The organism is Rhizobium leucaenae USDA 9039, assembly GCF_000426285.1.
GTDB classification, from domain to species: Bacteria; Pseudomonadota; Alphaproteobacteria; order Rhizobiales; family Rhizobiaceae; genus Rhizobium; species Rhizobium leucaenae.
Genome location: NZ_AUFB01000036.1, coordinates 1 through 26,124, shown reverse-complemented (window position 1 = coordinate 26,124; position 26,124 = coordinate 1). Strand labels below are relative to the sequence as shown.

At 59.6% G+C, this 26,124-nt stretch carries 16 protein-coding genes; 11 read left to right on the top strand and 5 right to left on the bottom strand.

The genetic code is table 11. The features are described 5' to 3' along the window. Nucleotides 1-5: 5 nt before the first annotated feature. Nucleotides 6-1,118 carry a sugar ABC transporter substrate-binding protein gene (locus tag K290_RS0129360; protein WP_051264257.1) on the bottom strand — a complete coding sequence of 371 codons (1,113 nt, stop codon included), beginning with the start codon at nt 1,116-1,118 and terminating at the stop codon, nt 6-8. Nucleotides 1,119-1,300: 182 nt separating this feature from the next. Between K290_RS0129360 and K290_RS0129355 the strand changes: the two genes are divergently transcribed. From K290_RS0129355 to K290_RS0129325, 7 genes are all read left to right on the top strand, one after another. After that, nucleotides 1,301-2,110, top strand: a complete 810-nt coding sequence (locus tag K290_RS0129355; RefSeq protein WP_028755047.1) for a transketolase — start codon at nt 1,301-1,303, stop codon at nt 2,108-2,110. Further along, nucleotides 2,110-3,072 (top strand): transketolase family protein, encoded by a 963-nt coding sequence (locus tag K290_RS0129350; protein WP_028755046.1) that lies wholly within the window; start codon nt 2,110-2,112, stop codon nt 3,070-3,072. Before K290_RS0129355 ends, K290_RS0129350 begins: the two co-directional genes overlap by 1 nt. An 80-nt stretch (nt 3,073-3,152) precedes the next feature. After that, complete coding sequence (locus K290_RS0129345; RefSeq protein ID WP_028755045.1) at nt 3,153-4,622, top strand: FGGY family carbohydrate kinase; 1,470 nt, start codon at nt 3,153-3,155, stop codon at nt 4,620-4,622. 22 nt (nt 4,623-4,644) lie between these two features. Further along, a complete protein-coding gene (locus tag K290_RS0129340; RefSeq protein ID WP_028755044.1) occupies nt 4,645-5,595 on the top strand; it encodes a sugar-binding transcriptional regulator in 951 nt (316 codons plus the stop codon). A gap of 40 nt (nt 5,596-5,635) precedes the next feature. Then, nucleotides 5,636-6,421 (top strand): SDR family oxidoreductase, encoded by a 786-nt coding sequence (locus K290_RS0129335; protein ID WP_028755043.1) that lies wholly within the window; start codon nt 5,636-5,638, stop codon nt 6,419-6,421. A gap of 363 nt (nt 6,422-6,784) precedes the next feature. Then, complete coding sequence (locus tag K290_RS0129330) at nt 6,785-7,699, top strand: alpha/beta hydrolase (RefSeq protein WP_028755042.1); 915 nt, start codon at nt 6,785-6,787, stop codon at nt 7,697-7,699. Nucleotides 7,700-8,078: 379 nt separating this feature from the next. Beyond that, a complete protein-coding gene (locus K290_RS0129325; protein WP_028755041.1) occupies nt 8,079-9,902 on the top strand; it encodes a methyl-accepting chemotaxis protein in 1,824 nt (607 codons plus the stop codon). A 237-nt stretch (nt 9,903-10,139) separates the two neighbouring features. Here the strand turns inward: K290_RS0129325 and K290_RS0129320 are convergent, their stop codons facing one another. After that, entirely contained in the window at nt 10,140-10,412 is a 273-nt protein-coding gene (locus tag K290_RS0129320; protein WP_028755040.1) for a hypothetical protein, read from the bottom strand. Further along, a complete protein-coding gene (locus tag K290_RS36655; protein WP_342427486.1) occupies nt 10,409-10,819 on the bottom strand; it encodes a DUF429 domain-containing protein in 411 nt (136 codons plus the stop codon). The genes K290_RS0129320 and K290_RS36655 overlap by 4 nt, the downstream gene beginning before the upstream one ends. Nucleotides 10,820-10,903: 84 nt before the next feature. On the opposite strand from K290_RS36655, the gene K290_RS0129310 reads away from it, so the two are divergent. From K290_RS0129310 to K290_RS0129300, 3 genes are read left to right on the top strand one after another with little or no spacing between them, the layout of a single operon-like run. Further along, the gene (locus K290_RS0129310; protein WP_154668696.1) at nt 10,904-14,242 is read left to right on the top strand and encodes a hypothetical protein; all 3,339 of its coding nucleotides are present in this window, start codon (nt 10,904-10,906) and stop codon (nt 14,240-14,242) included. Further along, the gene (locus K290_RS35330) at nt 14,239-19,179 is read left to right on the top strand and encodes a DEAD/DEAH box helicase (protein WP_037136574.1); all 4,941 of its coding nucleotides are present in this window, start codon (nt 14,239-14,241) and stop codon (nt 19,177-19,179) included. The genes K290_RS0129310 and K290_RS35330 overlap by 4 nt, the downstream gene beginning before the upstream one ends. A gap of 23 nt (nt 19,180-19,202) precedes the next feature. Beyond that, nucleotides 19,203-25,238 (top strand): ATP-binding protein, encoded by a 6,036-nt coding sequence (locus K290_RS0129300; protein ID WP_028755037.1) that lies wholly within the window; start codon nt 19,203-19,205, stop codon nt 25,236-25,238. Nucleotides 25,239-25,414: 176 nt separating this feature from the next. Here K290_RS0129300 and K290_RS38560 read toward each other — a convergent pair whose 3' ends face one another. After that, nucleotides 25,415-25,627, bottom strand: coding sequence for a ubiquitination-like system serine protease family protein (locus K290_RS38560; RefSeq protein WP_483414343.1), 213 nt, complete (start codon nt 25,625-25,627; stop codon nt 25,415-25,417). On the opposite strand from K290_RS38560, the gene K290_RS37550 reads away from it, so the two are divergent. Next, nucleotides 25,559-25,867 (top strand): hypothetical protein, encoded by a 309-nt coding sequence (locus K290_RS37550; RefSeq protein WP_154668695.1) that lies wholly within the window; start codon nt 25,559-25,561, stop codon nt 25,865-25,867. The two genes, K290_RS38560 and K290_RS37550, sit on opposite strands and share 69 nt — an antisense overlap. A 62-nt stretch (nt 25,868-25,929) precedes the next feature. Here K290_RS37550 and K290_RS35325 read toward each other — a convergent pair. Continuing rightward, nucleotides 25,930-26,124 (bottom strand): ATP-binding protein (locus K290_RS35325; protein WP_037136570.1); only part of this gene is annotated, 195 nt, incomplete at its 5' end.

The following is a 26,124-nucleotide window of genomic DNA, read 5'->3' as shown; positions in this document are numbered from 1 at the left end:
GAGGATTACTTCAGCTCAGGTCCAACGAAGCGGGCGAATAGGCCCTTGTTGATCTCTGCCATGATCTCCTCTCCAGTCGGCGCCTTGAGCTGCTGCTTGACATTCGTCTTGTCGACGCCGAACTGCGAGTAGTTGCCCGCGCGTTGATCATTGGTCAGCTTCGACACGTCCAGCTTGCCGATCGCAGCCTCGTAGGCCATCGCAAGGCCCAGAGCGCCGTTGTAGTAGCCGTCGGAGGAATATGTATCGACAAAGTTCGGGCCGCTGTCGATCAGCTTTAGAGCTTCCTCAGTGTTGTCATTGCCCGAGAACTTCACATCCCCGAGTCGGCCTGCGTCCTGGAAAGCAGCGTAGGCGCCGAGAGTCATGGAGTCGCTGGCGGCCCATACACCCTTGATCTCGTCACCGTACTTGGTCAGCAAGGTTTTGGTGATGTCATAGGCCTTCTGGCGATCCCAGCCAGCCGCCTGCGTGTCGAGGATCTTGACGCCCGTGAAATCCTTCAGAGCCTCATTCATGCCGTCGTAACGCTGCTTGGAGGGCGGGCTGTCAAGGACGCCCTTGAAGGCGATGATGCCACCCTTGCCGCCCATTGCCGTGAAGAGTGCCTTGCCAGTCCACTTGCCAGCCGAGTAGCCGTCATACGTGAGATGGGCGACGTAGTTCGGCGAAACATCCCATGGATTATAGCCTTCCGGCTTATTCCACTGGGTCGTTATGAAGCCGCCAGAACGCGTGACCGCCTTGACGATTGCCGGGACGTCCGCACTATTGATCGGGTTGATGGTCACGACGACCTTCTTGCCCGCGGCGATCGTCGCTTGGATCTGCGCCAACTGCTGCTGGGAATCGCCGTTCGACACGATCGTCTTTAGCGGAAGGCCGACCGAGTCAGCGAACGCTTGCGAGCCCGCGGCCCACTGGAGCATATAAGGATTAGTATTCGTCTGGATGACGGTGACAAGCTGGATGTCGTTTTTGTCCAGACCGCCCGCCATTACCGCGGAATGCATCGTAATGGCCAGGGCAGCAGAGCCCGCCATAGTCAAGATCTTACGACGCGAAAACGCACCAGCGCCAATGAAAGACGCGAAATGAGAATTACCGATTTTTTTCATTTGAACTCCTCCACCTGCTCTTTGCAGTGGGACGATCTAAGTCACGTGGAATATTCAACGCAATAGGAATAATTATTCGCTTAGCAGCGACCCAACATGAAATCGGACTGGAAACCGCTTGACATATTCTCACATCGTGTAATTATTTTACGTATTGAATATTTATTCACTGTGAGGTTTACATGCAGCCGAACGATCTCGACCGCATCGCTGGTGAGATACGCCTCCGCGATTTGAAAGCGGTATTCGAAGCCGGAGCAGGGCATATCGGTGGCGAAATGTCCGCTATCGACATCCTGACAGCGCTTTACTTCCGGGTGCTGCGGGTTTTCCCGCAGGAGCCGAAGCGCCCCGATCGCGATAGGTTCGTGCTCTCGAAGGGCCATGTGGCCTTGGCACTATACGTGACACTGGCGAAACGTGGGTTCATTCCCGAGGACGAGATTTCAACGTTCCTGAAGCCGCACTCACGCCTCAATGGACATCCGAACTGCAATAAGGTTCCCGGAGTGGAGACAAACACTGGCCCCCTCGGCCATGGTCTTCCGGTTGCGGTTGGAATGGCAAAAGCGGCAAAACTGACCGGAGCGAAGTTTCATACCTACGTCATGACCGGAGACGGCGAGATGCAGGAAGGTTCCAACTGGGAGGCAATTGCATCAGCTGCCCAGTTCGGCCTCGACAATCTCACGCTCATCATCGATCACAATCGGTTCCAGCAGGGAGCTTCGTTGAGCGATACCAATAATCTCGCGCCCTTCCCCTCCAAGCTGGAGGCCTTCGGGTGGGATGTGACCGAGATCAACGGCAACGCTATGGACGAAATCGTGCCTGCACTTGAGAAGCGTGGAAACAGCCCTCATTGCATCGTCGCCCACACCAACAAGGGTCAGGGCATCTCCTTCATGCAGGACACCGTTGACTGGCATCACAGAGTACCTAATGCCGAGCAATATAAGATCGCAGTAGCCGACCTTTCGGAGGCCATTTGATGAACGCCGTGACACCGAAGCTCCATGACTGCCGCGACGCATTTGTCGGCGTTCTGGAGCGTCTGGGAGCCGAGAACCCTAAGATAGTCGCCGTCTGTAACGACTCCGTCGGCTCGTCCAAGCTTGGCGGCTTCAAATCGAAGTGGCCGGAGCGTCTCGTTAACGTCGGCATCGCTGAACAGAACATGGTCGGAGTTGGCGCTGGTCTTGCCAATGGCGGCCTCCTGCCGTTCGTTTGTGGCGCCGCATGCTTTCTTACGGGGAGATCCCTCGAGCAAATCAAAGCCGACATCGCGTACTCGAACGCCAACGTCAAAATCGTCGGAATTTCCTCCGGTATGGCTTACGGCGAACTGGGTCCGACCCATCACTCGGTCGAAGATTTCGCTTGGACACGAGTACTGCCGAATCTTCCCGTCGTCGCGCCATGCGATTCGATCGAGACAGCTGCAGCGGTCGAGTGGGCCGCCAGCTACGAAGGCCCCGTGTTCCTGCGTCTTTCGCGTGTCGGCGTTCCGGACCTTCTTCCGGCTGACCACAAATTTGCGCTCGGCAAGGCCAACCTTCTGCGCGACGGGGACGCGGTTACGCTCGTTGCTAACGGTACTCTGACACATCGTATGATGAAGGCGGCCGCCATTCTTGCCGAACAGGGTACTGAAGCGCGCGTCCTCAACATGGCAACGGTCCGGCCGATCGACGTGGATGCGGTTGTCGCCGCATCTCGCGATACTGGCGCCATCCTGACCGCGGAAGAACATTCGACTTTCGGAGGACTCGGATCGGCGATCGCCGAAATCGTGGTCGCAGAGTCACCTGTGCCGATGAAGATGCTTGGTGTTCCCGGAATCTTTGCGCCAACAGGCTCCGCGGAATTCCTGCTGGATGAGTTCGGCATGTCTCCCAATGCCATAGCGGAAGCCGCGATAGCCTTGATTGCACGAAAAACCTCCCGCGCATAAGCCTGCGCGAACAGATTTCGTGCCGGGCGCGGCAACACCTCCCATTCGCCGCGCCCCTATTTCTGCATACCGGAGCCGTCATGAATACTGCCATCCTCGCCATCGATCAGGGCACGACGAATTCGAAAGCTGTACTGGTGTCGACCGATGGACAGATCCTATCGCGTGGCGCCTCTCCGGTAGGGATCGAGCACCCACAGCCGGGATGGGTTGAGCAGTGCCCTTCCCGTCTTTGGGATTCAGTGCTCGAAGCGATTTCCGCCTGTCTTCAGTCGGGTCCAGAAGTAGACATTATTGGCGTCGGCATCTCCAACCAGCGTGAATCCGTCACCATGTGGGATGCGGTGACTGGTGAAGCGTTGGGACCTGTCGTGAGCTGGCAATGCCGCCGCACCGCATCCGCGTGTGGCGACCTAGTCTCACTGGGATACGCAGAGCGTGTTCAGGCCCTCACCGGATTGCCAATCGATCCCATGTTTCCCGGCCCGAAGAAGAAGTGGCTGCTCGACCGAGCACCCGCTGGCCGCGACGTCCGCCTCGGAACGATCGACGCGTGGCTCATTCACTGCTTCACCGGAGGTGCGGTCCACGCCTGCGATTCCGCCAATGCCGCTCGAAGCCAGCTCTACGATCTCAAACGTCAGGTATGGAGTGACGAACTATGCGACCTGTTCGGCATAGCGAAATCAGCACTGCCTGAAGTCCAAGATAGTTCGTCACTGTTTGGGGTGACGAAAAACGTACCGGGCCTCAGGAATGGCATCCCGATCGCGTCCGCGATAGGCGACAGCCACGCCGCGCTCTTTGGTCACGGCGCATTCAACCCCGGCGACGGCAAGGTGACTTTTGGTACAGGGTCCTCGGTCATGACGACCCTGCCCCGCTTCATCGCGCCTCAGCAGGGTATTACCACCACGATCGCTTGGTCGATCGGCGGTCAGGCAACCTATGCCTTTGAAGGCAACATACTGGTGTCTGCCGCCGCCCTGCCGTGGATGGCCGACATGCTAGGCGTGGCAGATGTACAGTCGCTGATCGAACTCGCTGCGACTGCAGAACCCGGCGGTCCCGGTTTCGTTCCTGCTTTCGTTGGCCTGGGAGCTCCGTACTGGCAGTCCGATGCCCGCGCGACGTTCACTGGAATCACCTTCAACACAAGTCGAGCGCAGATGGCACGCGCAGCAACGGACTCTATAGCGTTTCAGGTTCATGACGTCTTCAAAGCCATATCCTCGCAGTCACCAACGCCTTTGGGTCGGCTTTACGCGGACGGCGGTGCGAGCAAGAGCACCTTCCTCATGCAATGTGTTTCGAACACGCTGAACCACGAAATCATACAATGCGACGCTCCGGAGGCTTCGGCGCTGGGCGCAGCATACCTCGCTGGGATCTCGCTCGGCGTCTGGCCTGATCTCCCTGCGATAGCTGCCCTTCCGCGATCCGTTACCATCCTGTCGCCAAATCAGTCAGACGCGGTTGCCCGCTTGACGGTCTGGCAGGAAGCGATCTACCGCTCGACCGTTCGGCCTTCTTCAATTATGAGTGAATAAAAATTCATGCTTGGAGATCTATATGGGCCGCGTAAACGAACTGCGACTGATCGCGCGCATAGCGCAGATGTACCACGTCGAGGGGAAGCGTCAGTCAGAGATCGCGGACACAATGCGGATGTCGCAAGCTACGGTATCACGCATGCTGAAGCGGGCGGAACGGGAGGATATTGTCAGGACGACAGTCATTCCTCCCGCAGGTACCTTCGCGGAACTCGAGACAGCGCTCCGCGAACGATACGGCTTGACGGAAGCGATTGTTGTCGACTGCTCGGAAGATCGCGATGGGGCAATCATGGCCCGTATCGGCGAGGCCGCAGCGCACTTTCTGGAAATCACGTTCCAGCAGGACGAGATTGTCGGTGTGTCCAGCTGGAGCCAGACCATTCTGCGAATGGTGGACAACATACATCCGCTCAAGAACGGCAAGGCAAAATACGTAGCGCAGATCCTCGGCGGCATGGGCGACGCTTCCGTCCAAACGCACGCCACTCAGCTGACGGCACGGCTCGCGAGGCTCACTGGAGGCGAGCCGCGTCTACTTCTGGTGCAAGGGATCACATCTTCGCGAGAAGCAAAGTTGGTTATGCTCGCAGACCCGGTGGTGCGGGAGACGATGGACCTTTTTGGTCGGCTCACCCTCGCGATAGTTGGCGTCGGCGCCGTAGAGCCGTCCGAACTCCTCGCCCGGTCCGGCAACACCTTCTCTCGCCAGGAAATGGCCATGTTGCAGGACGCTGGCGCAGTGGGCGAAATCTCCTACCGCTTCTACGACAAGGATGGAAAGCCTGTCGAGACACCGCTGAACGAGCGCGTAATCGGGATAACGCTGGAGGAACTCCGCAGGACCGATCGAGTAATGGCGCTTGCCGGCGGGGAATCGAAAACACAAGCAATCGCTGGCGCCTTGAAGCTTGGTATCATCGATCTTCTCGTAACCGACAAATTCACAGCAGCACGGCTCACGGCTTGATTTTAATCGGCGGCCTGCTGCGCATTATGGAGGAAAGACCATGAATCGTTTCGCAGGCCAAGCCGTCTTCGTGACCGGAGGCAACAAAGGCATCGGCCGAGGCATCGCAAAGCGCTTTGCCGAAGAAGGCGCCAAGGTTGCTATCGCAGCTATCGAGAAGGACACTCTCGAAGCAGCGGCGGCACTTGCCAACGAGACGGGAGCAGAGATCATTGGTCTGGCGCTCGACGTAACCGATGCGAAGGCAGTCCGGGAAGCCTACGCCGAAGCCGAAGCCAAGCTTGGAGCGATCTCGGTGTCGGTGCAGAATGCTGGCGTGATCACTATCGCAAAGGTCGAAAACCTCACCGAGCGTGAATGGGATCTCAACCTCGATGTTAACACGAAGGGCGTCTTCCTTTGCTGCCAGGAGGCAATCCGACGCTTCCGTGCAAGCGGCATGAAGGGGCGCCTGATTAATACCGCGTCTGGACAGGCTCGCCAAGGATTCATTTACACTCCGCACTACGCCGCATCGAAGTTCGGTGTCGTCGGCCTGTCGCAAAGTCTGGCCAAGGAACTCGCCCGGGAAGGCATCACGGTAAACGCCATATGCCCCGGCATCATTCACACCGAGATGTGGGACTACAATGATCGTGTCTGGGGTCAGATGCTCGGCGAATACGGTCCCGGCGAGCTCATGGCCGAATGGGTTGAGGGGATCCCGATGGGGCGGGCTGGCACTCCGGCCGAGGTGGCCGCGTTGGTCTCGTTCCTTGCTTCTGCGGACGCGGCCTACATTACGGGCCAGACGATCAACGTCGACGGCGGCCTGATCATGTCGTAGTCAACGCGTCCTTCCATGAAGTCACCTGGGGACCGCTCAATGCGACACAAAGCGCGCCGTACTCCCACTCTGTTGAGGCGCCCTGCTAGGATCTGCTTGAGAAGATTTTCGCGGTAACGTGACTGATCCAGCATCTCGTCCGTAAGTAGAACTCGCTCTCGGAACGATGGTGCGATTCCGTTTACTTCGACATTATGTCTCGCGCGACGAGAGTAGCTTTGTCACGTCCGGGTGGGTCTCCTGTTTGGTCCGCGAAGTGCCCCTGAACCAACGGATGTACGATGCGCCGCAGGGTGTCAGGTAGAGGGTGTTGAAGCGGAGGAAGTGCCGATTTTGGCAGAACAAAGAACATGAGGAGGAACAATGGTCGACATATTTGACCATTCGGGCAAGGCAGTTAAGCATAGTCGAGCTCGCGTTAATGGCATTCGAATGCATTACGTGACTTCCGGTCAGGGGGAGCCGCTGTTGCTTCTTCATGGAACTCCGAAGACTTCATATTACTGGGCGAAGCTGATGCCGCTACTGACGGAGCATTTTACCGTTGTCGCTCCTGATCTTCGGGGATTTGGATACACCGACAAGCCTCCCGCTGAGGAGGGATATGACTCTCTAGCCAATGCCAGCGACATGGCTGAACTGATGACCCAACTAGGGTTTGACAAATTTCACGTTCACGGTGAGGATCGTGGTGCGGAATTTGCGTATGCGCTTGCCGCGACCGAGAGAGAGCGGGTTCTGACGCTTTCGTTCTGCGAGATGATGCTGTCGGGACTTGGGCTCGAGGAGCTCTCGTTTTTCACGCCCCAAAATATCACTGCACAGTACCGTCAGCAAGGTGTTTGGAACTGGCACCTGCCGTTTTTCTGGATCCCTCATCTCGCGGAAATGCTCATAACCGGGCGCGAGAGAGAGTTCTGGGAATACTGGATCAAAGCTGAGACCTGGAACCCGACGGCAATTGACGACTCGGCGATCAGCGAATGGGTGGCTCGACTCACCTCGCCCGGCGGTCTCCGCGGCTGCCTTGAGACTTATCGCGCTGGCCTCAAGAATGCGGAAATCAATCGGCGCCTTTCCAAGGAGAAACTTGATCTCCCTGTGATGACTATAGGGGCACCTGAATTCTTTGGGCCTATGGTCCGTGAGCAAATGCTCAATGTTGCGAGAAACGTCGAACAGTCGGAGGTATTCGAAGAGTGCGGTCATAGTTTAGCGTGGGAAGCCGAGCATCGATTGGCGAAAAGTCTACGCGATTTCATGCTGAAGAACCGGTGATCGAACGAACGACAGAATTGGTCCTAAGATCGGGAGCACGCAATTTCAAGTGGGTACAACACATTAGCATTCCTAAAGGGATGTATTGCGAAATGCGATCGTGTCTTGGAGGTATACGGGCCTGGCAAATAGGAAGGCGATAGTTGCATCAATTTTTATGCAGTAGAGCAGGGTCGAATCGGCTCCGCACAATTCAACTGACCTAAGCACCTGAAATTCTGCAATCTCCTCTAATTGTGGTTGAATGCCTTGAGATTGCGTCGGGCCGTGATCACACCAAATGCGGGTTTGACGATTGCTTAATCAGAGGGAGCTAAAGTTAATAAAGTGCTCACCAAAAGTAATAATCGCCTGACTTCGTTCCAAAGGAGTGCGAAATATGCGCAGGCCTACCGTCCGAACTTCCCTGGTCGTCATTAATCTGACGTTCGCACTTATTTTTCTCGGCTTCGCATTATTCTCTCTTGGCAGCGTGCGGCAGGTAAATCAGGACACGACCGCGATCGCCAAAAACTGGCTGCCAAGCGTTTCGGTGGTCCGAAATATGCAACTCAAGCTCCAGGAATTAAAGTTCGCATATGCCAACCACATCATGTCCATCAGCGATCAGGCAATTGCAGCCGCGGAACAACAGGTGTCGGCGAAAAAGCAGGAGCTGAGGCAAGCAATCGAGGCCTATAGGGCCCTGATCTCGTCGCCTCGCGAGAAGGACTTGCTCGACCAGATCGGCAGGCGCGCCGCCGATTACGAGAATGCGGCCGAGGCGATGCTGGTGAAATCCCGCAAGAACGACAATGATGCTGCCAAGGCCATTTTCTACAAGGATATGGAACCTCTGGCGCAGGACGCGGAGAAGGATGCGAATGAGCTCTTGGAGATCAACGTCAGGGGTTCTGATGCCTCGTATGAAAGCAGCGTGCAGACCTATGCAACCATCCTCTGGAGCAGCTGGGGGTTGATTGCTCTGGTGCTGACCATCGTTGCCGGCGCCATTGCCTATATCGCGGTGCAAATATCCCGTCCGATCAAGGCGATCACGCGTTCGATGACCGGGCTTGCCGAGGGCGACACGGCCTCAAACATCCCCTATGCGAACCGGACGGACGAGATCGGTGCCATGGCGGGAGCGGTCGAGGTTTTCAGGAAAACGGCATTGGCCAAAATCAACGCTGATGCGGAAATCGAGGCAAACCGTGTCCTGTCCGAAGGGGAGCGCCGGCGGCGTGAGGAAACCGATCGCGCCCGGGCGGCTGCCATGGCCCAGGCGACGAATCGGCTGGCCGGAAATCTGAAGAAGCTCGCCGACGGCGATCTCACAGCGCAGATCAGCGAACCATTCGATCCTGATTTCGAAGCGCTGCGAAGCGACTTCAACAGTGCAGTGGCCCAGCTCTGTCGCACGTTGAGCAAAGTCGCAGGATCGACAGTCGGCATCGACAATGGCTCGAGCGAGATCGCCCAAAGCGCCAATGACCTCGCAAAACGCACCGAACAGCAGGCCGCTGCCCTGGAACAGACGGCGGCGGCGCTAGACGAGATCACGGCCAACGTCACCTCGTCGTCCAAGCGCGCCGAGGAGGCCCGCAAGGTCGCCGCTGAGGCAAATGCCAGCGCAATGATGTCTGGTCAGATCGTCACTGAAGCGGTCGAAGCGATGAGCCGGATCGAGCAATCCTCGAACGAGATATCGAATATCATCGGCGTTATCGACGAAATTGCTTTCCAAACCAATCTGCTTGCGCTGAACGCAGGTGTTGAGGCAGCACGCGCTGGCGAGGCGGGCAAGGGTTTCGCGGTCGTCGCTCAGGAGGTTCGCGAACTAGCGCAGCGGTCCGCCAAGGCCGCCAAGGAGATCAAGGCACTCATTCAAACATCGAGCGGTGAAGTGGCGACCGGGGTCGATCTGGTCTCAAGAACAGGCATTGCATTGAAACAGATAGGCGAACTCGTGGTGGCGATGAACCAGCACATTGATGCGATTGCCGCTTCGTCGCGAGAGCAGTCAATGGGCCTTGCGGAGATAAACACCGCAATCAACAGCCTCGATCAAACGACCCAGCAGAATGCCGCGATGGTCGAGAAGGCGAGTGCCGCGTCCTCATCGCTGGCCAACGAGAGTGCCACGCTGCGCCAATTGATTGATAAGTTCAACGTTGGGGGCGGAATGGGAGAGCAAGCATACCCGTTCCGCAAGACCGCATAGCATTGTTAGTGCTCGTTACCCGTTCAATCTGCAAGTCGCTTCGAAATGTCGTCCGCCTCTCCCTCGAGCCATCGCGGTCCGGCAAATCGATCGTAAAGGTGACGTCAGGCAGGAGCGTTCCCTTCGGGGTCTTGCCTTTGCAGTTGAAAGGAATCGAACCAACGCCCCACCTATTAGATTCACCAAACGATTGAAAATACTAAATAATTTACTGACCGCGAAGCACCACGCACGTGTTCAGCGGCGACTGGTGGTTTCCTGATCGGCAATCGCCTTGACGACCTCGAAGTCCATCTCGGCACGCAGTTCGATGCGCGCGACTTCGCTGGCGACCTTGGCCCAATGCCAGTAGTCACCGGCATTCCCTTGTGCTCGGCTGCGCGCGGCCCTTCGCTGCGCCTCATAATAGGCATTGACCGGGTCAACCGCAGCAAGCCGCCTGGCATCTTCCTGCCAACGGCGGCGGATCGCCCGACGGTGTTCGATCCATTGCCGCAGGAGTTCGATCATGGCCGGCCCCGCTGCGACGCCAGAAGGTCTGATTGGGGGATCCAGATCGCCGAGGTCTCGTCTCCGAACGGCATGGCAGTTCCCTCGAAGGCGCATATCCCGACCCATGTGCAGATGGCCGCGTCAAGCAGGTCCTCGAACGCCTTCAATTGCCATGATGGTGCCTCGACCGGAGGAAGCTGCAAAACGTCAAAGGCGCCTGGAATTTCCCGGTCGAGGCCGGCGACGATCACACGCCGGATCTCGAAGAGTTGGTGCGCCGGTTGGGCGGGGTTTTCCGTGGGCCAGTAGCTGCGGGTCTTCCGCTGCTTGTAAGGTAGCCGTTTCTCGGCGCTCATCAGTTCGACCAGGGCTGGATGCGGGTAGACCTCCAGCGGGCCCCGCACACCAACCTCTTTGGTCAGCAAGCCATATCCGCAACGCTCGAATTCCCTCCTCAGATCGTCGCTGATCTTGCCGGGCTTGATCGCACTCGGCGTGTGCGTGCTGCAATGCCGGGCGCCATAGGCAGCCGAAACCAGATTGTCCGAAACTCGCCGCGCGGTGATCGGCTCAAGAGAAAGGGGCATTTACATAGCAACAAGATCGACAGGATCTCCAACGATTTTCCCAGCTGCGGCAAGGAGAGCCGCAGTAACTACTTGACCGCAAGTAGCACAACCTGCGAGAAATATCGCCTACAATTATATCGGGAAGGCTCCGTGTCGTATGAGAAAATAGCCGGATGTAAGATCGGTAGGGCCGGAGGCGGCGGTCAGATTCATGCAGCCGAGCGCCTTTCTGCGGTCGAAGCTTTGTTCCACTCATCTTGGACAGGTAGCGGATCAACACCCTTCATCGTGGACATTCAGCCACCAAGGCAGGCTCTTTACGATGCAATCCGGGCTGCAAAAGAGATCCCGCTTCAGACACTCTTCCGCCACTATCCGACCCTCGCGGTCTGGACCGTTCTATATCCTCTCTCCCACAACTATGGTGTCAGCACCAAAGACGTCTACCTTCACATCAGCGCGTTTGTCGGCGAAAACTTTGACGATGTCGCTGCCAGGGATCAGCTCAAGCATCATTTCCGGACGGCCGCGCGATCGCTTGGACTTCCGGTCTCCGGCAATCACCCCACAGCACTTTTCTTCGCGCCGCTCGGGCCGGCAATGTCCCAGCATGATGATCTAGCACGTGCATTCGTCGGCGGTGCCCTCTATCTTGGGTCGCCAGCGATCGAAGATACGTCGGCGGCCCGTAATTGGCAGCGTCGGGTTGTGAAGGAGCGATGTCCAAACCTCACCCGTCTTCGTGAAGCGATCTTCTTCGATACCTCTGCTCATTGTGCGCGACGTTTCGAAGCCTGGCGGCAAGGCGCCGAGGCACTGAGTGAGGCAGAAGCACACCTGTTTGCAGCCTATGATCGGGCAACGCGTTTGCATGGTCGGACCCGACGCGACCTTGTTGGCCTGCCTCGCCTATTCTGGTTCGGCGACCGGCTTGGACTGCAAGTTGAGGCATCTCGCCAGTTGCAGAGCATCCAATTCGGCGCATTTCCTACCCAGGTCTTAGGCGGACAGCGCATTCGTGTTCCTGCCCCATGGCCCGATCGCGTAACTTGGCGCGCCGGCATTGTTCAGCAGGAGATTCCCTTTGCTCCGGCGGCCGACGAGGTACTGATCTTCGACGCGGACAGTGGGTCATTCCTCAGCCGGATACCTCCCGAAGACAGCGATTTCGAAGCCGCCGCAGAACACTTTGTTGTCCTGTCCCGCTCAGCTTTCACCAGTCCCTCCTTCGGTGACGCCATTCCGACCGCGGACCCGATGGTAATGGCGGCGTGGATCAGTAGGGGAGAGACACTGACATTTCCCGAGCGTGGATCGTTGACTATCTCTGCGCCGCGCGAGGCGGCGGTCTGGATCGATGGTTCCGTTCTCGGCCGAGACGGCTCGCGTGCGCTCTATGCTTGCGACGGCACCCTCTTAATCACTATCGATCCGGAAATCGGTGGCCGAGCTCGGATTGTCCGGGCCCGGACCGGAGATGAAACCCGCTTCATCAGCATCGAGGTCGGGGCCGATGGCGATGCTCGACTTCCGTTCTCGCAGATGGGCTTCGATCAACCCGGCTCTCCCAGTGAGGTCACCTTTGAGCTTCTGGCTCCGGGTGCGGCAGGTGACCCGGATGCACGAGCGGAACTGTCGACGACTTCATGGATTTGGCCCGGAGTTTCAGCGCCGGAACGCGATCTTACCGATGTCGCTATTCCTGCGAATCTGGATCCTGCTCGCAGCGCCGGTCTCCGTATCCTAGACGGACTCGTTTCCGTCGATCCTCGCTCCGATGTCGAAGTGCCGATCCTTGGTCTTTCTGGACCGGGGCGGGTTCATGAATTTCATCTCGTCGCGCGTAGCGAGAAACTATGGCATTGCCGAATTCTTCAGGGTGACCGCGTTTTCGTTCCACGTGGAGCTACCGTGACACTCGGCTATGATAATCGCCACGACACCTTTCTCCTGCGTTCGCCCGACCGCGAGTCAAGCCTTCTGGTATTCGGGCATGAGCGGCGCAGGCCTTTCCTTCAGCGCCAGACAATCGAAATCAGCGCCGCCGAGCTCGAGTCCACGGATTGTGGTGACGACCGGATCGCCATTCGACGCGCCAATGGACGGATTGAACTCCTTGCTCGTCTGAGGCGCACAGACGATCCGGCTGAGATCGCGGTTGAAGAATCGGAAGACGAGATCACGCTCTCGATCGTGCCGCAGCAAAAATACGATGCCTTGCGCGTGCGGGTCGAACCGCTTTCAAGCAAACCTTTCGAAGGGGAGTATGCCTTCGGCCGAAACCCAACGGCTCTCCCGCCAATCGCAGGCATAACAGCAACAAGCGACTATCACACCGGAAAGCTGACCGTACGTTTCGTCCGCGACACCCTCCCGGCACCTGCACGTGTTCTGTTTTCGCTGCGCAGCTTGAGCGAAGACCTTTCCCCCCTTTTGGATGCGAACGATGCCCCCATTGTCCTTGGTCTTGCCGGTGCGCCTGCATCCCTCGACCTGTCCACGCTGGTTCGTCTTGCTAGCTTCCTAGCTGATCCCGAGCCGGAGAGTCTCTCCGGTCAGCTCGGCACCGCTCTCGCTCCAGCCTATCGCTCAATCTTCGCTGTCGTAGGCGCCTCGAGAACGGTCGGGTCCATCAAGCCTGTCCTGAACATCGTAAGACCGGATGGTCAGCCTCCACGCAACGACCTGATCGGTGTCGCTCCGTGGATCTTCGAGGCACCGGCTACTGCATTCTCAGGGCTCAAGGAGGATTCAGGGCTGTCGGCGCTCGCCCGAATGGGTGATATCGAACCGCCGGAGCCGCTACCACCTCTCGAAGGCGATACGCCGCTCGCAGATTGGCTGATCAGGGTGGGCTCGGACACTAGCCTTCCGGCGGGGCTCGGAGTGGACGCACTTCAGCATGCCTTTCGTGCGCTTCGCTTCAGAGTCGGCGACACCGATCTCCACGCTCTCGTCGGCGATGGCCCGATAGCCGGCGCTACGAAACTGATTTGTGGCGCGCACATAGAAGGCCTCGACCAGATCCGGTCTTTCGACAACAATGGTGGCGGAGACCCGTTGCCTGCGCGCATCGCGGCGCAGGTCGAGCGTTTTGCGCGTGCCTGTGCTGCCCACAGGGCCACGGACTATATCGACGACATCGTCTTCCGCACCGGCCTTCCGCGTGAGGAAGTGGGTCGCGCTCTGACGATGATGCTGCGTGCCGGTATTGAATTCTTCGTCTATTTTCGCGCACTCTGGGCGCATGTGATACAGCAACACCTCATTACGACATGACTATTCTGAATCCCAATAAATTCCGTGATGAGCTCAATGGCATTCTGGCCCGGTTCGTTGCCACGTCGTCGCCGATCAACGAGATCCGCGCACCCAAGCTCGCCGAGGAACTGCGCAAGGGAATCGGTGCCCTGGACTTCGTGAAGGGCCCCTACGTCGAGACCCTGCCTGACTTCGAAAAAGGACGCAGCCTCGCCGAGCTACATGCGCAGGGCATCCTTGCCACCGGCTGGGAAGCGTTCGGCAACAACGCGCCTTTCCTTTGGGACCGACCGCTCCATGCGCATCAGGAGAAGGCGATCCTGCGAGATGAGAACTACCTCGTCGCCACCGGCACCGGGTCGGGCAAGACTGAGAGCTTTCTCTATCCTCTCGTCAACGACATTCTCTCGCAAGGCGACCTCAGCCGTCCCGGCGTTCGCGCCATTCTGGTCTACCCGCTCAATGCGCTGGCAAACGATCAACTCGGCCGGATCGCGCAACTCCTTTTCCGTGACCTCGGTGATCCGGGGATCACGATCGGTCGCTATACAGGCCAGGTGAAGTCGCGCGCCACCCGCGAAGAGGAGATGACTCGACTGCGCTCGACGCCAAGCTTCGTCGAGGCCTTCGGTGACGATGCCCTCGTGCCCGACAACTGGCTGCTCTCACGGGCTGAAATGCGTACCGCGCCACCCCACATCCTTATCACGAACTACGCCATGCTGGAGCACATCCTCCTGCTGCCCACGAACCGGCGACTCCTCACGGGGGCCGATCTGCGGTGGATCGTTCTTGACGAGATCCACACATATGCCGGCGCGCAAGCAATCGAGGTAGCCTTCCTGCTGAGGCGCCTTAAAGCTCATCTCGGCATTTCCGACGGCCAGGTCCGATGCGTAGGCACCTCGGCGTCGCTCGATCCGGGACGCAAGGCGGAGCTTGCCCACTTCGCCTCCCGCCTGTTCGGCGAGCCGTTTGCGGGCGAGCCTGCCGTAATCACCTCCAAGCGAAAGGCTCATCCGAGACTCAAGCAGTCGCCCAAGCCCAGCGGACTGACGCCCCGCAGGTGGGCTGAAGCCGGCGCCCTCGCCGAGGCTGCTAGGAATGCGACGCAGAACGACACACTTCTGACCATCGAGGATTGGAATTTCGAGGCCACCCTCTTGGGCCTGCCGGAACTGCAACTGGACGACGGACCGTCCGTCGGCGATGCCCTGATCGACCGCCTTTCGGGGTTCGAAGAGATCCACCAGATCGCGCATCGGCTTGAGGGCGGCGCCGTTGCGATCGAACTGCTGGCGCGCGAAGTCTTCCCGAGTGCCGAGGACGACCCCGTTCCCGCCCTTGTGGGCCTCATTGCTGTCGGTGTTCTAGCCGTGAGCGCGGATACTGCTGTCTTCCCCCTGCTTCCGGCGCGATACCACTTGATCTCTCGCGCCCCGGACCGCACCGGCATCACCCTCATGTCGGGCGAGCCGGAAAGCCTTGGCGAAGTCGTCATCGGGGCTGAGCACGGCTCCGACGATCGCCCCGCTTTTGAGCTCTATGTCTGCCGAAACTGTGGCGAGCCATACATCGAAGCATGGGAAGGCCCTGTCGGTCTCCATCCGACGCCCGGGGCGGGCGCGCGGAGAATGCTTCGTCTCGTTCCCGGTGGAATGGCGGCAGAAGAAGAAGACAGTGACAACGTCCAAAACCCCGGGCAAATTCTGCACGTCGATCCTCTTACCGGGCGCCCCATGGAGCCGGGCGACGCTGGCGCCGTTGCCCTCGAGGATGTTCAGCTCCAGGAAGACCCCGATGACGGCGCTCGCTACCTGACCCGGTGCGCCGCCTGCAACCATCACTCGACACGCTACAACGAACCCGTGACTACGGTGCGTCCGGGTGACGAAGCCATTGCCGCCGTCGCTGCACAGACCCTTCTGGAGGCGATGCCTCCGAGGGATAGGGGAAATAGCCCACCCATGGGTGGGCGCAATCTCCTCGTCTTCTCCGACAATCGGCAGGACGCAGCCTTCTTTGCGCCTTTCTTCGAGCGCACCTCGCGCGAACAGGCCGTCCGAAGTGCCATGCTGCGCGCCATCGAATCTGGCGGGCGGATGGATATTGACAACCTCGTGGGCGCAGTCCTGAGGGAGCTTCGTGCCGATGGCCTTCGCCTCTATCGGCCAGGCGTAGTTCCCGAGCTCGAGACCGGCTCGAATGAGCTGCTCCGCCTGAAGGCTCTCATAGTCGCAGAGATCACGGTCTTCGGTCGCGGTCGCCTCAGTCTCGAGGGATTTGGCCTGATCGGGATCGATTACACCCAGATCGAGCGTCCCGTCTGGGCGGTGCAGCGCGCGATGCCGGACCCGCTACAGCCCCATGCCGAAGCCTTCGTCCGCTACCTGCTCAAGATGATACGGGAGCATCGCGCCATTGCCGAACGCGAGTCGGGCATGATTGACCTCACCGACGAGTCGATCTGGACCCGGATCGCATCACAGCAGAACCGCTGCGTCACCCGCGAACGCAATCCCCATACGAACCTGCCGCTCAACCTCGTTCCGGCCGCGGGCAAGCCTAACAGGTTCACTGCTCTGCTAAAGAAGATGGCAGACGCCTGCAATGCGACGATCGACGACAACCAGATCAGGGACATCCTGACCGAGTTCTGGAAGGCGATCGAACATCCCAGGTCGATGACCGCAAAGCACGGCGTGGGGCGCGGCCTTAAATTCGATCGCTCGCTTTTTGTTGTGCCCGGAAACGATGTCCAGCTCTTCCAGTGCCTCGCCTGTGGCAGCCGCACCCAGTTCGACACAGCCGGAGTCTGCCAGTCCATAGGGTGCGACGGCACGCTGCGACAGATCACGCCCGCCGAGCGCCGAGATCTCGCATCTAGGAACCACTACGTGGCTCGTTACCGCGAGCATCCATGCATGGGGATTGCACGCGAGCACACGGCCGCGATCGCCGGCGAGGTGCGTTCCGACATCGAGGAGTACTTCAAGGCAGGCGAGGTCAATCTTCTCTCCTGCACTACGACCATGGAAATGGGCGTCGACCTAGGCGATCTCGAGTCGGTCCTGTGTAAGAACGTCCCGCCCTCGATTGCCAACTACCAGCAACGGGCAGGCCGAGCCGGTCGTCGCGCCCAAGTCGCGCCGATCGTCCTCACGACGGCCCGGTCAGGACGCTACGACCGCGCAGTGTTCGAAAAGTTCTCCGAATATCTCGCAGCCCAGCCCATCATCCCCTATCTCAGCCTCGACAATGCCGGCTTCTTCCAGCGCCACCAGCTATCGATGCTCCTGGCGCGATTCTTGGAACATCGCCTCGCCTCCTACGATCGCCCCGGGTCGCCCCGTCTGCGTGACGTCTTCGCCGAAGCGCTTACGGCAGAGGCGCGCAACGACTTCGATACGGATCTTGAGACCTGGCTTTCCAGCGCCGATGCCGACATCGAAAGGGCTGCGCGCCTCGCGGATCGCCTCCCGCCCGATCTTTCAGGAATAGCCCTCGACCCTGCCGGACTCGCGACAACGATGCGCGATCGGCTCGCCCGCTTCGCCGACATAATCTGGGGTCGATGGAGCCTAATGCAGGAAGCCATCGATGACCTGGAGATCCGGCGGGCCGAGCTCGACAAGACGGCCTCCGACCAATTCCAAAAGATCGACCGCGCTCTTGGTGTCTTGCGTACCCAACAACGCCTCTACATGAGCCAGTTCCTGATCGATCAACTTTCGCGGCGGGCGGTCATCCCGACCTACTCCTTCCCCGTCCACTCTGTCTCCCTCGAGGTGCTTAACACCGCGGGCCAGACCCCCGACACCGCCGTCCTTGAGCTCGATCGCGACGGTTCGATCGGGATCTCGGAATATGCCCCCGGCGCGGAAATCGTTGCCGGTGGCCGCGTCTGGACCAGCGACGGCATCTCGAAGCGGTCGAAATTCACCGGAGACGATGCCTTCATCGAGCGTGCCCGCTATCGTGTCTGCGAACTCTGCCGCTCACCCCAGATCACACCCCAAGGCAAGGACCCAGAGGACACCTGCCACCAATGCGGGGCACAGTTCGCCAAGGTCAATGCCACCCGCGCCTTTATCAGGCCGCACGGCTTTTTGACTTCTGTTTCCGACGGCCAAGGGCGCGATCCGGGCGCTAGCCGCATCCGCTCGACCGTATCTGACGAGGCCCTCCTTCTTACTGAAGCTCCACGGTGGAAATACACTCCTACCGATCTGCCCGGCATTCTCACCTTCCACGCGCCGGGCTCGAACCGGCCCGACGATGAACTCGGCCGCATCATCACCGTCAATCGCGGCAAGCACGGTGGCGGCTTTGCTTGGTGCCATAATTGCGAACACGCGATTCCCGTTCGTGGACATGGCCCCGACCGGGCATGGCAGCAGCAGTCATTTCTTCCGGCCCATGACAATCCTCGCAGCGGCCAAACATGCCGATACGATCCGAGCAAACCGATCTACCCGATCGACCTTGCACACGTCTTCGAAACCGACGTCCGCGGCCTCCTGTTCGAAGGCGTGCCGCGCACGCCGAACGGCGATACCATTCCCCCTGACGCCAAACTCGACCGGACACTCCAGGAGGCTCTGAGGCTGGGCGCCGCCGATCTGCTCGAGACAGACCCAAGGGATCTGCGCGCTCTGATCCAGAGACTCGACGGCCGCCTCGTCGTCGTGCTCTATGACTCCGTATCTGGAGGTGCCGGCTACGCGACTCGGCTCACGAACGAGGATGGCTACCTCGCGCGCGATCTCCTGCTCTCGGCGCGGAAGATCCTCAACTGCGAGAACCCGGACTGCATCACTAGCTGCACACGCTGCCTGAACGACTATTCCAACCAGCGCTTCTGGCCGGAGTTCGAGCGTCGACCCGCGCTTGCGTGGATCGAGTCGATCCTGGTCGACGCCGGTGTCGAGCTCGACCTGAAATGGAACCTGTGACGACCCGATGAAAGACAGACAGAATGCCCAAAGACTTCAAGTCTGACCATCCCACTCTCGCCGGACGTCTTCCGTTTCGAAAGCACGACACGATCGTTTCTCCGCCGCCGGCTTGTCTGGTGATGGCCGGCTGGTCGGAAGATGGCTGGACGCCCCCTCCGAGGTTTGGTGGCTTCCCGATCCTTGCGGTCTGCCCCGAGGCGCCGGCCTACTTTGCCGCCGCCGCCCACTTCACGCTGCGCGATCTGCGCGCGATCGTGGCCGCGATACGGCTCGACGTCGATCCCCGGGACTCGAAAGCGGTGTACGAGGCGATCCTCAGGCGGGTTGAAGATGAGCCTTGGGTACTTCCTGTTCTTGAGACAATCGTGAGCGACAAGCGCCTCGGAGGCCGCGCACAGAGGAACAGGAAGCACCAAAAGACCGCGCAGGTGCTTTCGAAACTGCCTCTAATCAAGCTTCGGCTCAAGAACCACCCAGAACTCCATAGCCGTCTCGGCGAACTCACCTCACTTCCCGTGGCTCCAGACGTTGCCGTCGGCGCCTTCTGCGAATACGCCATCACCTCGTATTTCGAAAGGGTCGACACGATGGATGCTGGTGACGTGACTGCCGAGGCCATGAAGATCCTCGTGTACGATGGCCCGGAGGAGATCGTCGAAACCAAGCTCGGAAGTCTGGATGCTGTCGATGACTGGACCGCGCACGGTGCACGCATCATGGAATGGATGAAGCAGTATCCCGACGCGACGTCCGAGCTCATACAGCAGCATGTGACAAGGACCCTCCGGGCGATCTCATGCCTTCTCGACGAAGCATCGCAGACCGAGACATTCGACCTTATTGCGCATCTTTCCGTCGTAGGCTCAGAGATGGCGAAGCGCCTGCATGTTCCCCGTCGGGACAAGGTGCTCGCGCAGATAGACCGCTTCAAGATTGACTATGATCGGGACAGCGTCAGCGACGACGCGGTCTCCACCCTCTCCACGGCGCTCGACGAAGGGCTCGCGACGCAGATGCGTGCAAGGGAGATGGCGATCGCCGCAATGGAAGAGGCCGTCGCCGAGCTGCGCGAGCAGATCCAGAGCGCGACCGAGGAGGAAAATTTCACCCTCTTGGCCGAGCTTGCGCCCAAGGCCAAGACGGCGAAAGAGGCTCTCGCTGCAGAGCGTGAAGCTTGCGATAAGGTCGTGGATCTCCTGCGCGCAATCTTGTCGGGAGCGGAAACGGAACAGGAAGCGTTACTAGAGGCTCTACACGCTGCCTCCGGCGAAGCACCGCACGACGACGACGAAGAGCCGGACGACCCGAACGACGAGACTGGACCGGTCGCCGTTGAGGACGACAAGATCAGCACCGACGAACCAGTTGACGGTGATCCCGTCTCCCAAGCGGCCGAGGTCGTCGCCGTAACGACCGAGGTTCTGTCGAACGAAGCGAATGAAAAGCAGGCGCTCGCCGCCGAGGCCCCGATTACATTCGCGTTGCACGGGATCGACATCGCACACGAGGCGGACGACGCGCCTGCGAAAGCTGGGCCCACTCCATCCGTCGTCGATTCCGAACCCTCGGAAGACCAGATCTCAGAGCCACCAAGAGTGGAGCCCGAGGCGATTGAGGCCGCGGCGGATGACGAGCCGACACAGGCCGATGACGATCGCGCACGCGAAGTAACGATCCTGCCGGTCTCCCGAGAGGTACTTGCCGATCTCGTACGGCGTGACCTCGTTGGCATCGCTGCGGAGGCCGCTGATGCATTTGAGGCACATGGGCAAGTCTGGGCTCTGGAAGCCTCGGCCTTGCGCACAGCCGCCGGCAGCCGGGCGCCGCACCGCGAATATGGCTTCGACACTGAACGCTTTCTGTCCATTGCCAACCGAGCGATGGGCGAGCGACTTGGCGCCCTAGGCTCCGTCCTGGTCTTGGGCGCTTTGATCCGTCCCGCAATCATCGAAAAGTCCTCAGGATTCCGCGCCAACCTACGGGACCTTTGCCGCGGCAGCCTTGGTCAGCACCTCCAGCAGGCAACGGAGGCAATCGCCGATCTCGACTATGATTTCCCACCTGATGCAGACGAACTCGCACGTATCTCTGGCGCGCCGCGCGCTCCCCAGAAAAAGCGCATCGCCGCGCAGTTGGCCGAATGGTGTGACGCGTGCGCGCAGAAGACTTCGCGCTGGCCGTTCGCCACAGCGTTCATGCATTACGTCGTGTCTGAGAACGGACCCATCGGATCTGCGCGTGCCGCAATCGAGTCCGGCGCAGCTAATGCGGTTGTCCTTGCGCGCAAGGCAGTTGAAGATCTCTCGTCACAATCGGACATCGACGATCGTTCTGTCGAGTTCGCCGCGGTCACTAGGCGCAATGACGCCCGACTCCATCCAAAGGGCATTGAATATCTGTATCGACAATTCGACGAGCCGCTCGGGCTTCTCGATGGCTGGGTGCGCGCCGCCGAGCGCGAGCACTCCCAGGGCCAGAAATCACAGGCCCGCGTTCGCACGATCGTTGGCAACCTCCAGTCACGGCTTGAGAAGGCGATCCAGGGTCTTCACCGCGAAACCAGAAAGGAAGACGACCCGCTCCACACCGCAGTCGCGTACTGGATCATCAAGCAAATAGAAGAGACGCTTCGCGCGCTCCAGGGCGACGATACCGGCTCCTTCGCCACGCTTGAAGAGGCACTGACCGCCGAGCGGGATCTACTGCCGGCTGCCGTCCGCGATGTGCTCGATCAGCCAGACTTCCGCTTCGATGCGTTTCTCAACGCACTAACGGAGAGCGGTATACCAAGTCCCGATGTAGCACTGCTGCGCGCCCGCCAGGAAGCAGCATTTGATACCGCTGTTCGGCTGGCGTCCCGCTTTGACATTGATGCCCACGATGACATCCGCAACGACATGGTCTCCTTCGCCGAGACCTGGCAAACCGAGATTGAGCGCCGCGAGCGGCGTCTCAAGAGACTGGCAAAAGTCGACTACAACCACCAAGACTTGATCTCCAGCCGCCTGAAATGGTGCGAGTTGGCGCTCGCACGCCTGACAGCGATTAAGGATGGCTCCGAGATCCACGATCTCGCCGACGTCCAGACCAGTACGATCGAGCTTGACGACATCTCCAGCGAGATTGAGGCCAACATCCGCAGCGATCAGACAGAGCGGATCTGGCAATATCGCACCGACCAGAACTCTGAGGAGGCCGCCGCCCTTCTCTCCGCGTTCGACGAGCTCACCATAGAAGCGATTGAGGATCGCATCGCCCAACTGCGCGATGGCCGCTCCGCTGCCACCTTCCAGACCGAGCTCGAGGGCATGGTCGCTGATTTCACACCGGAGTTCCTGGCGCTGGCTGCATCGCCGGACTGGCCACGCTCGCCCGAAGCGTTCCGGAAGGCACTCTCCCGCGAGGGTCCGCTCTTTATCGAAGAGGACCGGCGCGCGGCGGGTCTCGAGTTCCTCGCCACCTACCGCGCGATTGCAGGGTCCGAGGCGGGAAAACAGCCCGCCGGCGGCAAGGTGCGCGAGTTCTTCGAAGAGGTCGGTTTCGAGAATGTGAAAATTCACGACCTTCGGCCCCTCGGCCGCACCGGGTCCTGGCAGTGCACACTTTTCGGCGGCATTCGGTCCGATGGCTGGTTTCTGCCGCCCATTTTCGGCTCCAGAGCGACGGCCGGATTCAGGTTGCTTCTCGTCGGACAGGACGTATTGCCCGAAGTGACGGTCAAGGCGCTTATCCCTGAAGTTCCTGCCATCATCCTATTCTCGGGCGTTGCCGACCTTGCCAAACGTCAAGAGCTCGCAGAGCGCTTGCGCGCCGGCGCCATCCCCACACTCGTGATCGACGAGGCCCTCGTCGCCTTTACCGCAACCCGCCGGTACACTCGCGCGCGTACGATTTTCGAATGCGGTTTGCCTTTTGGCCGGGTTGAGCCCTACACAACGGATGCTGGCCAGCTGCCGCCGGAGATGTTCTTCGGACGCGAGGAAGAAATCCGCTTTATCATGTCGAAGACAGCCGATGGCTGTCTCGTCTATGGCGGGCGCCAGCTGGGTAAATCCGCCCTACTCGGTCACGTAGAGCGGACGCGGCACAAGCCCATGGAGGACCAATTCGTCATCCGGCGGGAGGTGAAATCCCTTGGGAATTCCGAGAAAACCTCCGAGATCTGGGCGCATCTCGCCAACATGCTCTCGCCCGAAATAGTCAAAGCCGGAAGCCGCACCGCCGAGGCCGTGTCTCGCGACATTCGCACCTGGATCACCAAGAAGCCCAAAGGTCGGATCGTCTGCATGTTCGATGAGGCCGACCGCTTCATGGATGCTGACACGCGCGACGACTATCCAGAACTGAGCAAACTCAAGGAGCTGATGGAAGACACGGGCCGTGCCTTCAAGGTCGTCTTTGCGGGTCTACACAACGTCCAACGTATGCACAGGCAGCCAAACTCCCCGCTTGCACATCTTGGTCAGCCGATCTGCATCGGTCCCCTTAACCGCACGGAGGCCGACAAGCGGGCCGCGTACGATCTCGTGGTGGCGCCTATGCGCGCCGCGGGCTTCCGCTTCGAGACGCGCGAAGCCGTGGAGGAGATCCTCGCCTGGGCGAATTACTACCCGTCGCTCATTCAAGAATACATGAAGGGACTCCTCGCCACTTTGCACGGCGCCGGCAGCGGCAAGGCCTACAAGCTCCCGTCCGACGGGCCGCTTTGGCCTATCGCGAGCGAGGCGCTCTTCACGCACCGGGGCTTCCACCAGATCGAGAGCCGCATCCGGGACAAGTTCCACCTAACGCTTAACCTGGACCCGCGCTACGCGCTCGTGGCCTACACACTCGGACGCCTCAACGTCGAGGGGAAGCACCAGGCGCGGGTCACGGGCTTTAGACCCGACGAGTTGTTAGAGGAAGCGAGGATCTTTTGGCCCAAGACCTCCGAATTGCCCTCCCAAGCGGCCTTTGAGGCCCTGCTCGAAGAGCTTTTCGATCTGGGTGTTCTTGGTCGCGTGCCGATCCCGCAAACTAAGCGCTACAGGTATCTTCTCGGTTCCCGCCAAGTGGCCGCTATGCTTGGCTCAGAAGAGGATATTTACCACGCACTCGCAGAGATCGAGGAGAAGGACCCAACTGTCGCCTATGACCGCTCGATCCACCGGCGCCGCTATGCCCCGGCCAACCTCCCAGGGCTGAATCAGAACGACTGGCCATACGCGCCCCTCACCGACCTGCAGATCGAGCGTATTGTCGACGCCAGCTCCGAGACCGTGCCCGTACAGATCGTCTGCGGCCTCGAGCTTCTGGGGCTGTCGAAGGTCGGGCAGTCCCTTAAGCGCATCTCCGAAACCGGACGTCTTCCCGGTGCGCCCAATGAGGAGACTCCTGTGCATATTGCCAACTCGACACGCGATCTCCGGGCGCAAATTGATCAGGCGCGTCCGGGCGGCCGCCAGCTTTCCCTTGTGGTCTACCAGCCGGAAAACGCGAAGGAGGCTGCGGACGTGGTCTCTTGGCTGGAACGCCAACCCCGCGTGCTAGGGTCCCGGGTGCGCCCGCTGATCATCCTCGATGCTGCCGATGCCGAAATGCGGGGCCTCGCCAACCGGCGTGCGGAGCAAAGCCAGTTCCTATCCGCTTGGGGCGCCGAAATGGTCCGTGCGCACCTACACCAAATCGAGAAATCTGAACTCGACACTCCCTCTCTCAGAGAGATCATTCTCGAAGTTACCGGGGGCATCCCAACAGAAACGGTCAAGCTTATCAAGGAGATGAGGGTGGCTCTCGATCCCATGGAAATCGCTCAATCTTGGCAGCCGGTCCTCCGTCCGCCGCCGGGCATCCTCCAGGGTGCGCTGGGCCGGGCTCTCCGAATACTGGAGCTTGCCGATGGTGGGGACTACGAGACCCTCGACGAGCTCATGCGCGAGGACACCGGCTGCGATTTAGTTGACATTGGCCCAGATCTGCGCGCAACAGGCCTTGTCACAAGCTGGAATCCGAAGACCGGGCATATCCGCAGGTCGGCTCTCGGCGATTTCATTCGCAAACTCCTCGAGAAAACATAGCTCAGCTGACCATAGAGGCGGTCGCTCCACAAGACGGGGCGATCGCACCGATGTGCTCACACCAAAACCGCAAGCTGGCCCCGGTCCAGGACCCCCACGAAAAGAGCAGGGCAGCCTTTCAGTCGCGCGAGCCAACTCGCCAGGGGTCGAAGAAAGCACCCACTGCCAGTATCGACTCAAGTCCAATGAACTCGGCCGCGCCTGAGCCAGAAGTGAACACCGCAGTCCTTCTTCCGCCAAACCGATGGATGCAACGATGCCGTCCCGTCGTCATGGCAAGTGATTTTCCAACACGGCCGCTCGTCCGGAAGAAGGTTCATGTGGAGAATGTGATCGTGACAGCGTGGGCAAAGCATGGCCGCCTGCTCTTCGAAGCCGTCCTCTTCCACTATATAGACGGCCCTTCTTTTCAGCTTCTCCGGCAGAATGGCCTGGACCACGATGGTTTTATAGGGTGGGTTAAACCAGCCGGCAAACAGCAGCCCCAGCCAGGTCAAGAATTGAGCGACCCACTTCATCAACTGCGCCTTCCAAGTTCCGGCATGCGTATTCCGATGAAGCCGGCCATCGATTCCGATTTGAAGCCGGCCAGTCATTCCGATTTCATTCCGGCCGCCGTTCCGATTTGAAGCCGGCCATTTTTCGGACTGATCCTGGGTCCCGTTGATGTTGGGTTGGGTTTCGTTTCAGGTCAAGCTTGGAGTGTTTCGGACGCTATTGGCGAACGCTGTTTTCGCATGCTTTCGCCGGTGAGATCGATGCGATAGGCGTTGTGAACGAGGCGGTCCAATATGGCATCGGCGAGTGTGGGGTTTGCAATAATTTCCCACCAGCGATCCAGCGGCACCTGACTGGTGACGATCGTCGAGCGCCGCTCATAGCGGTC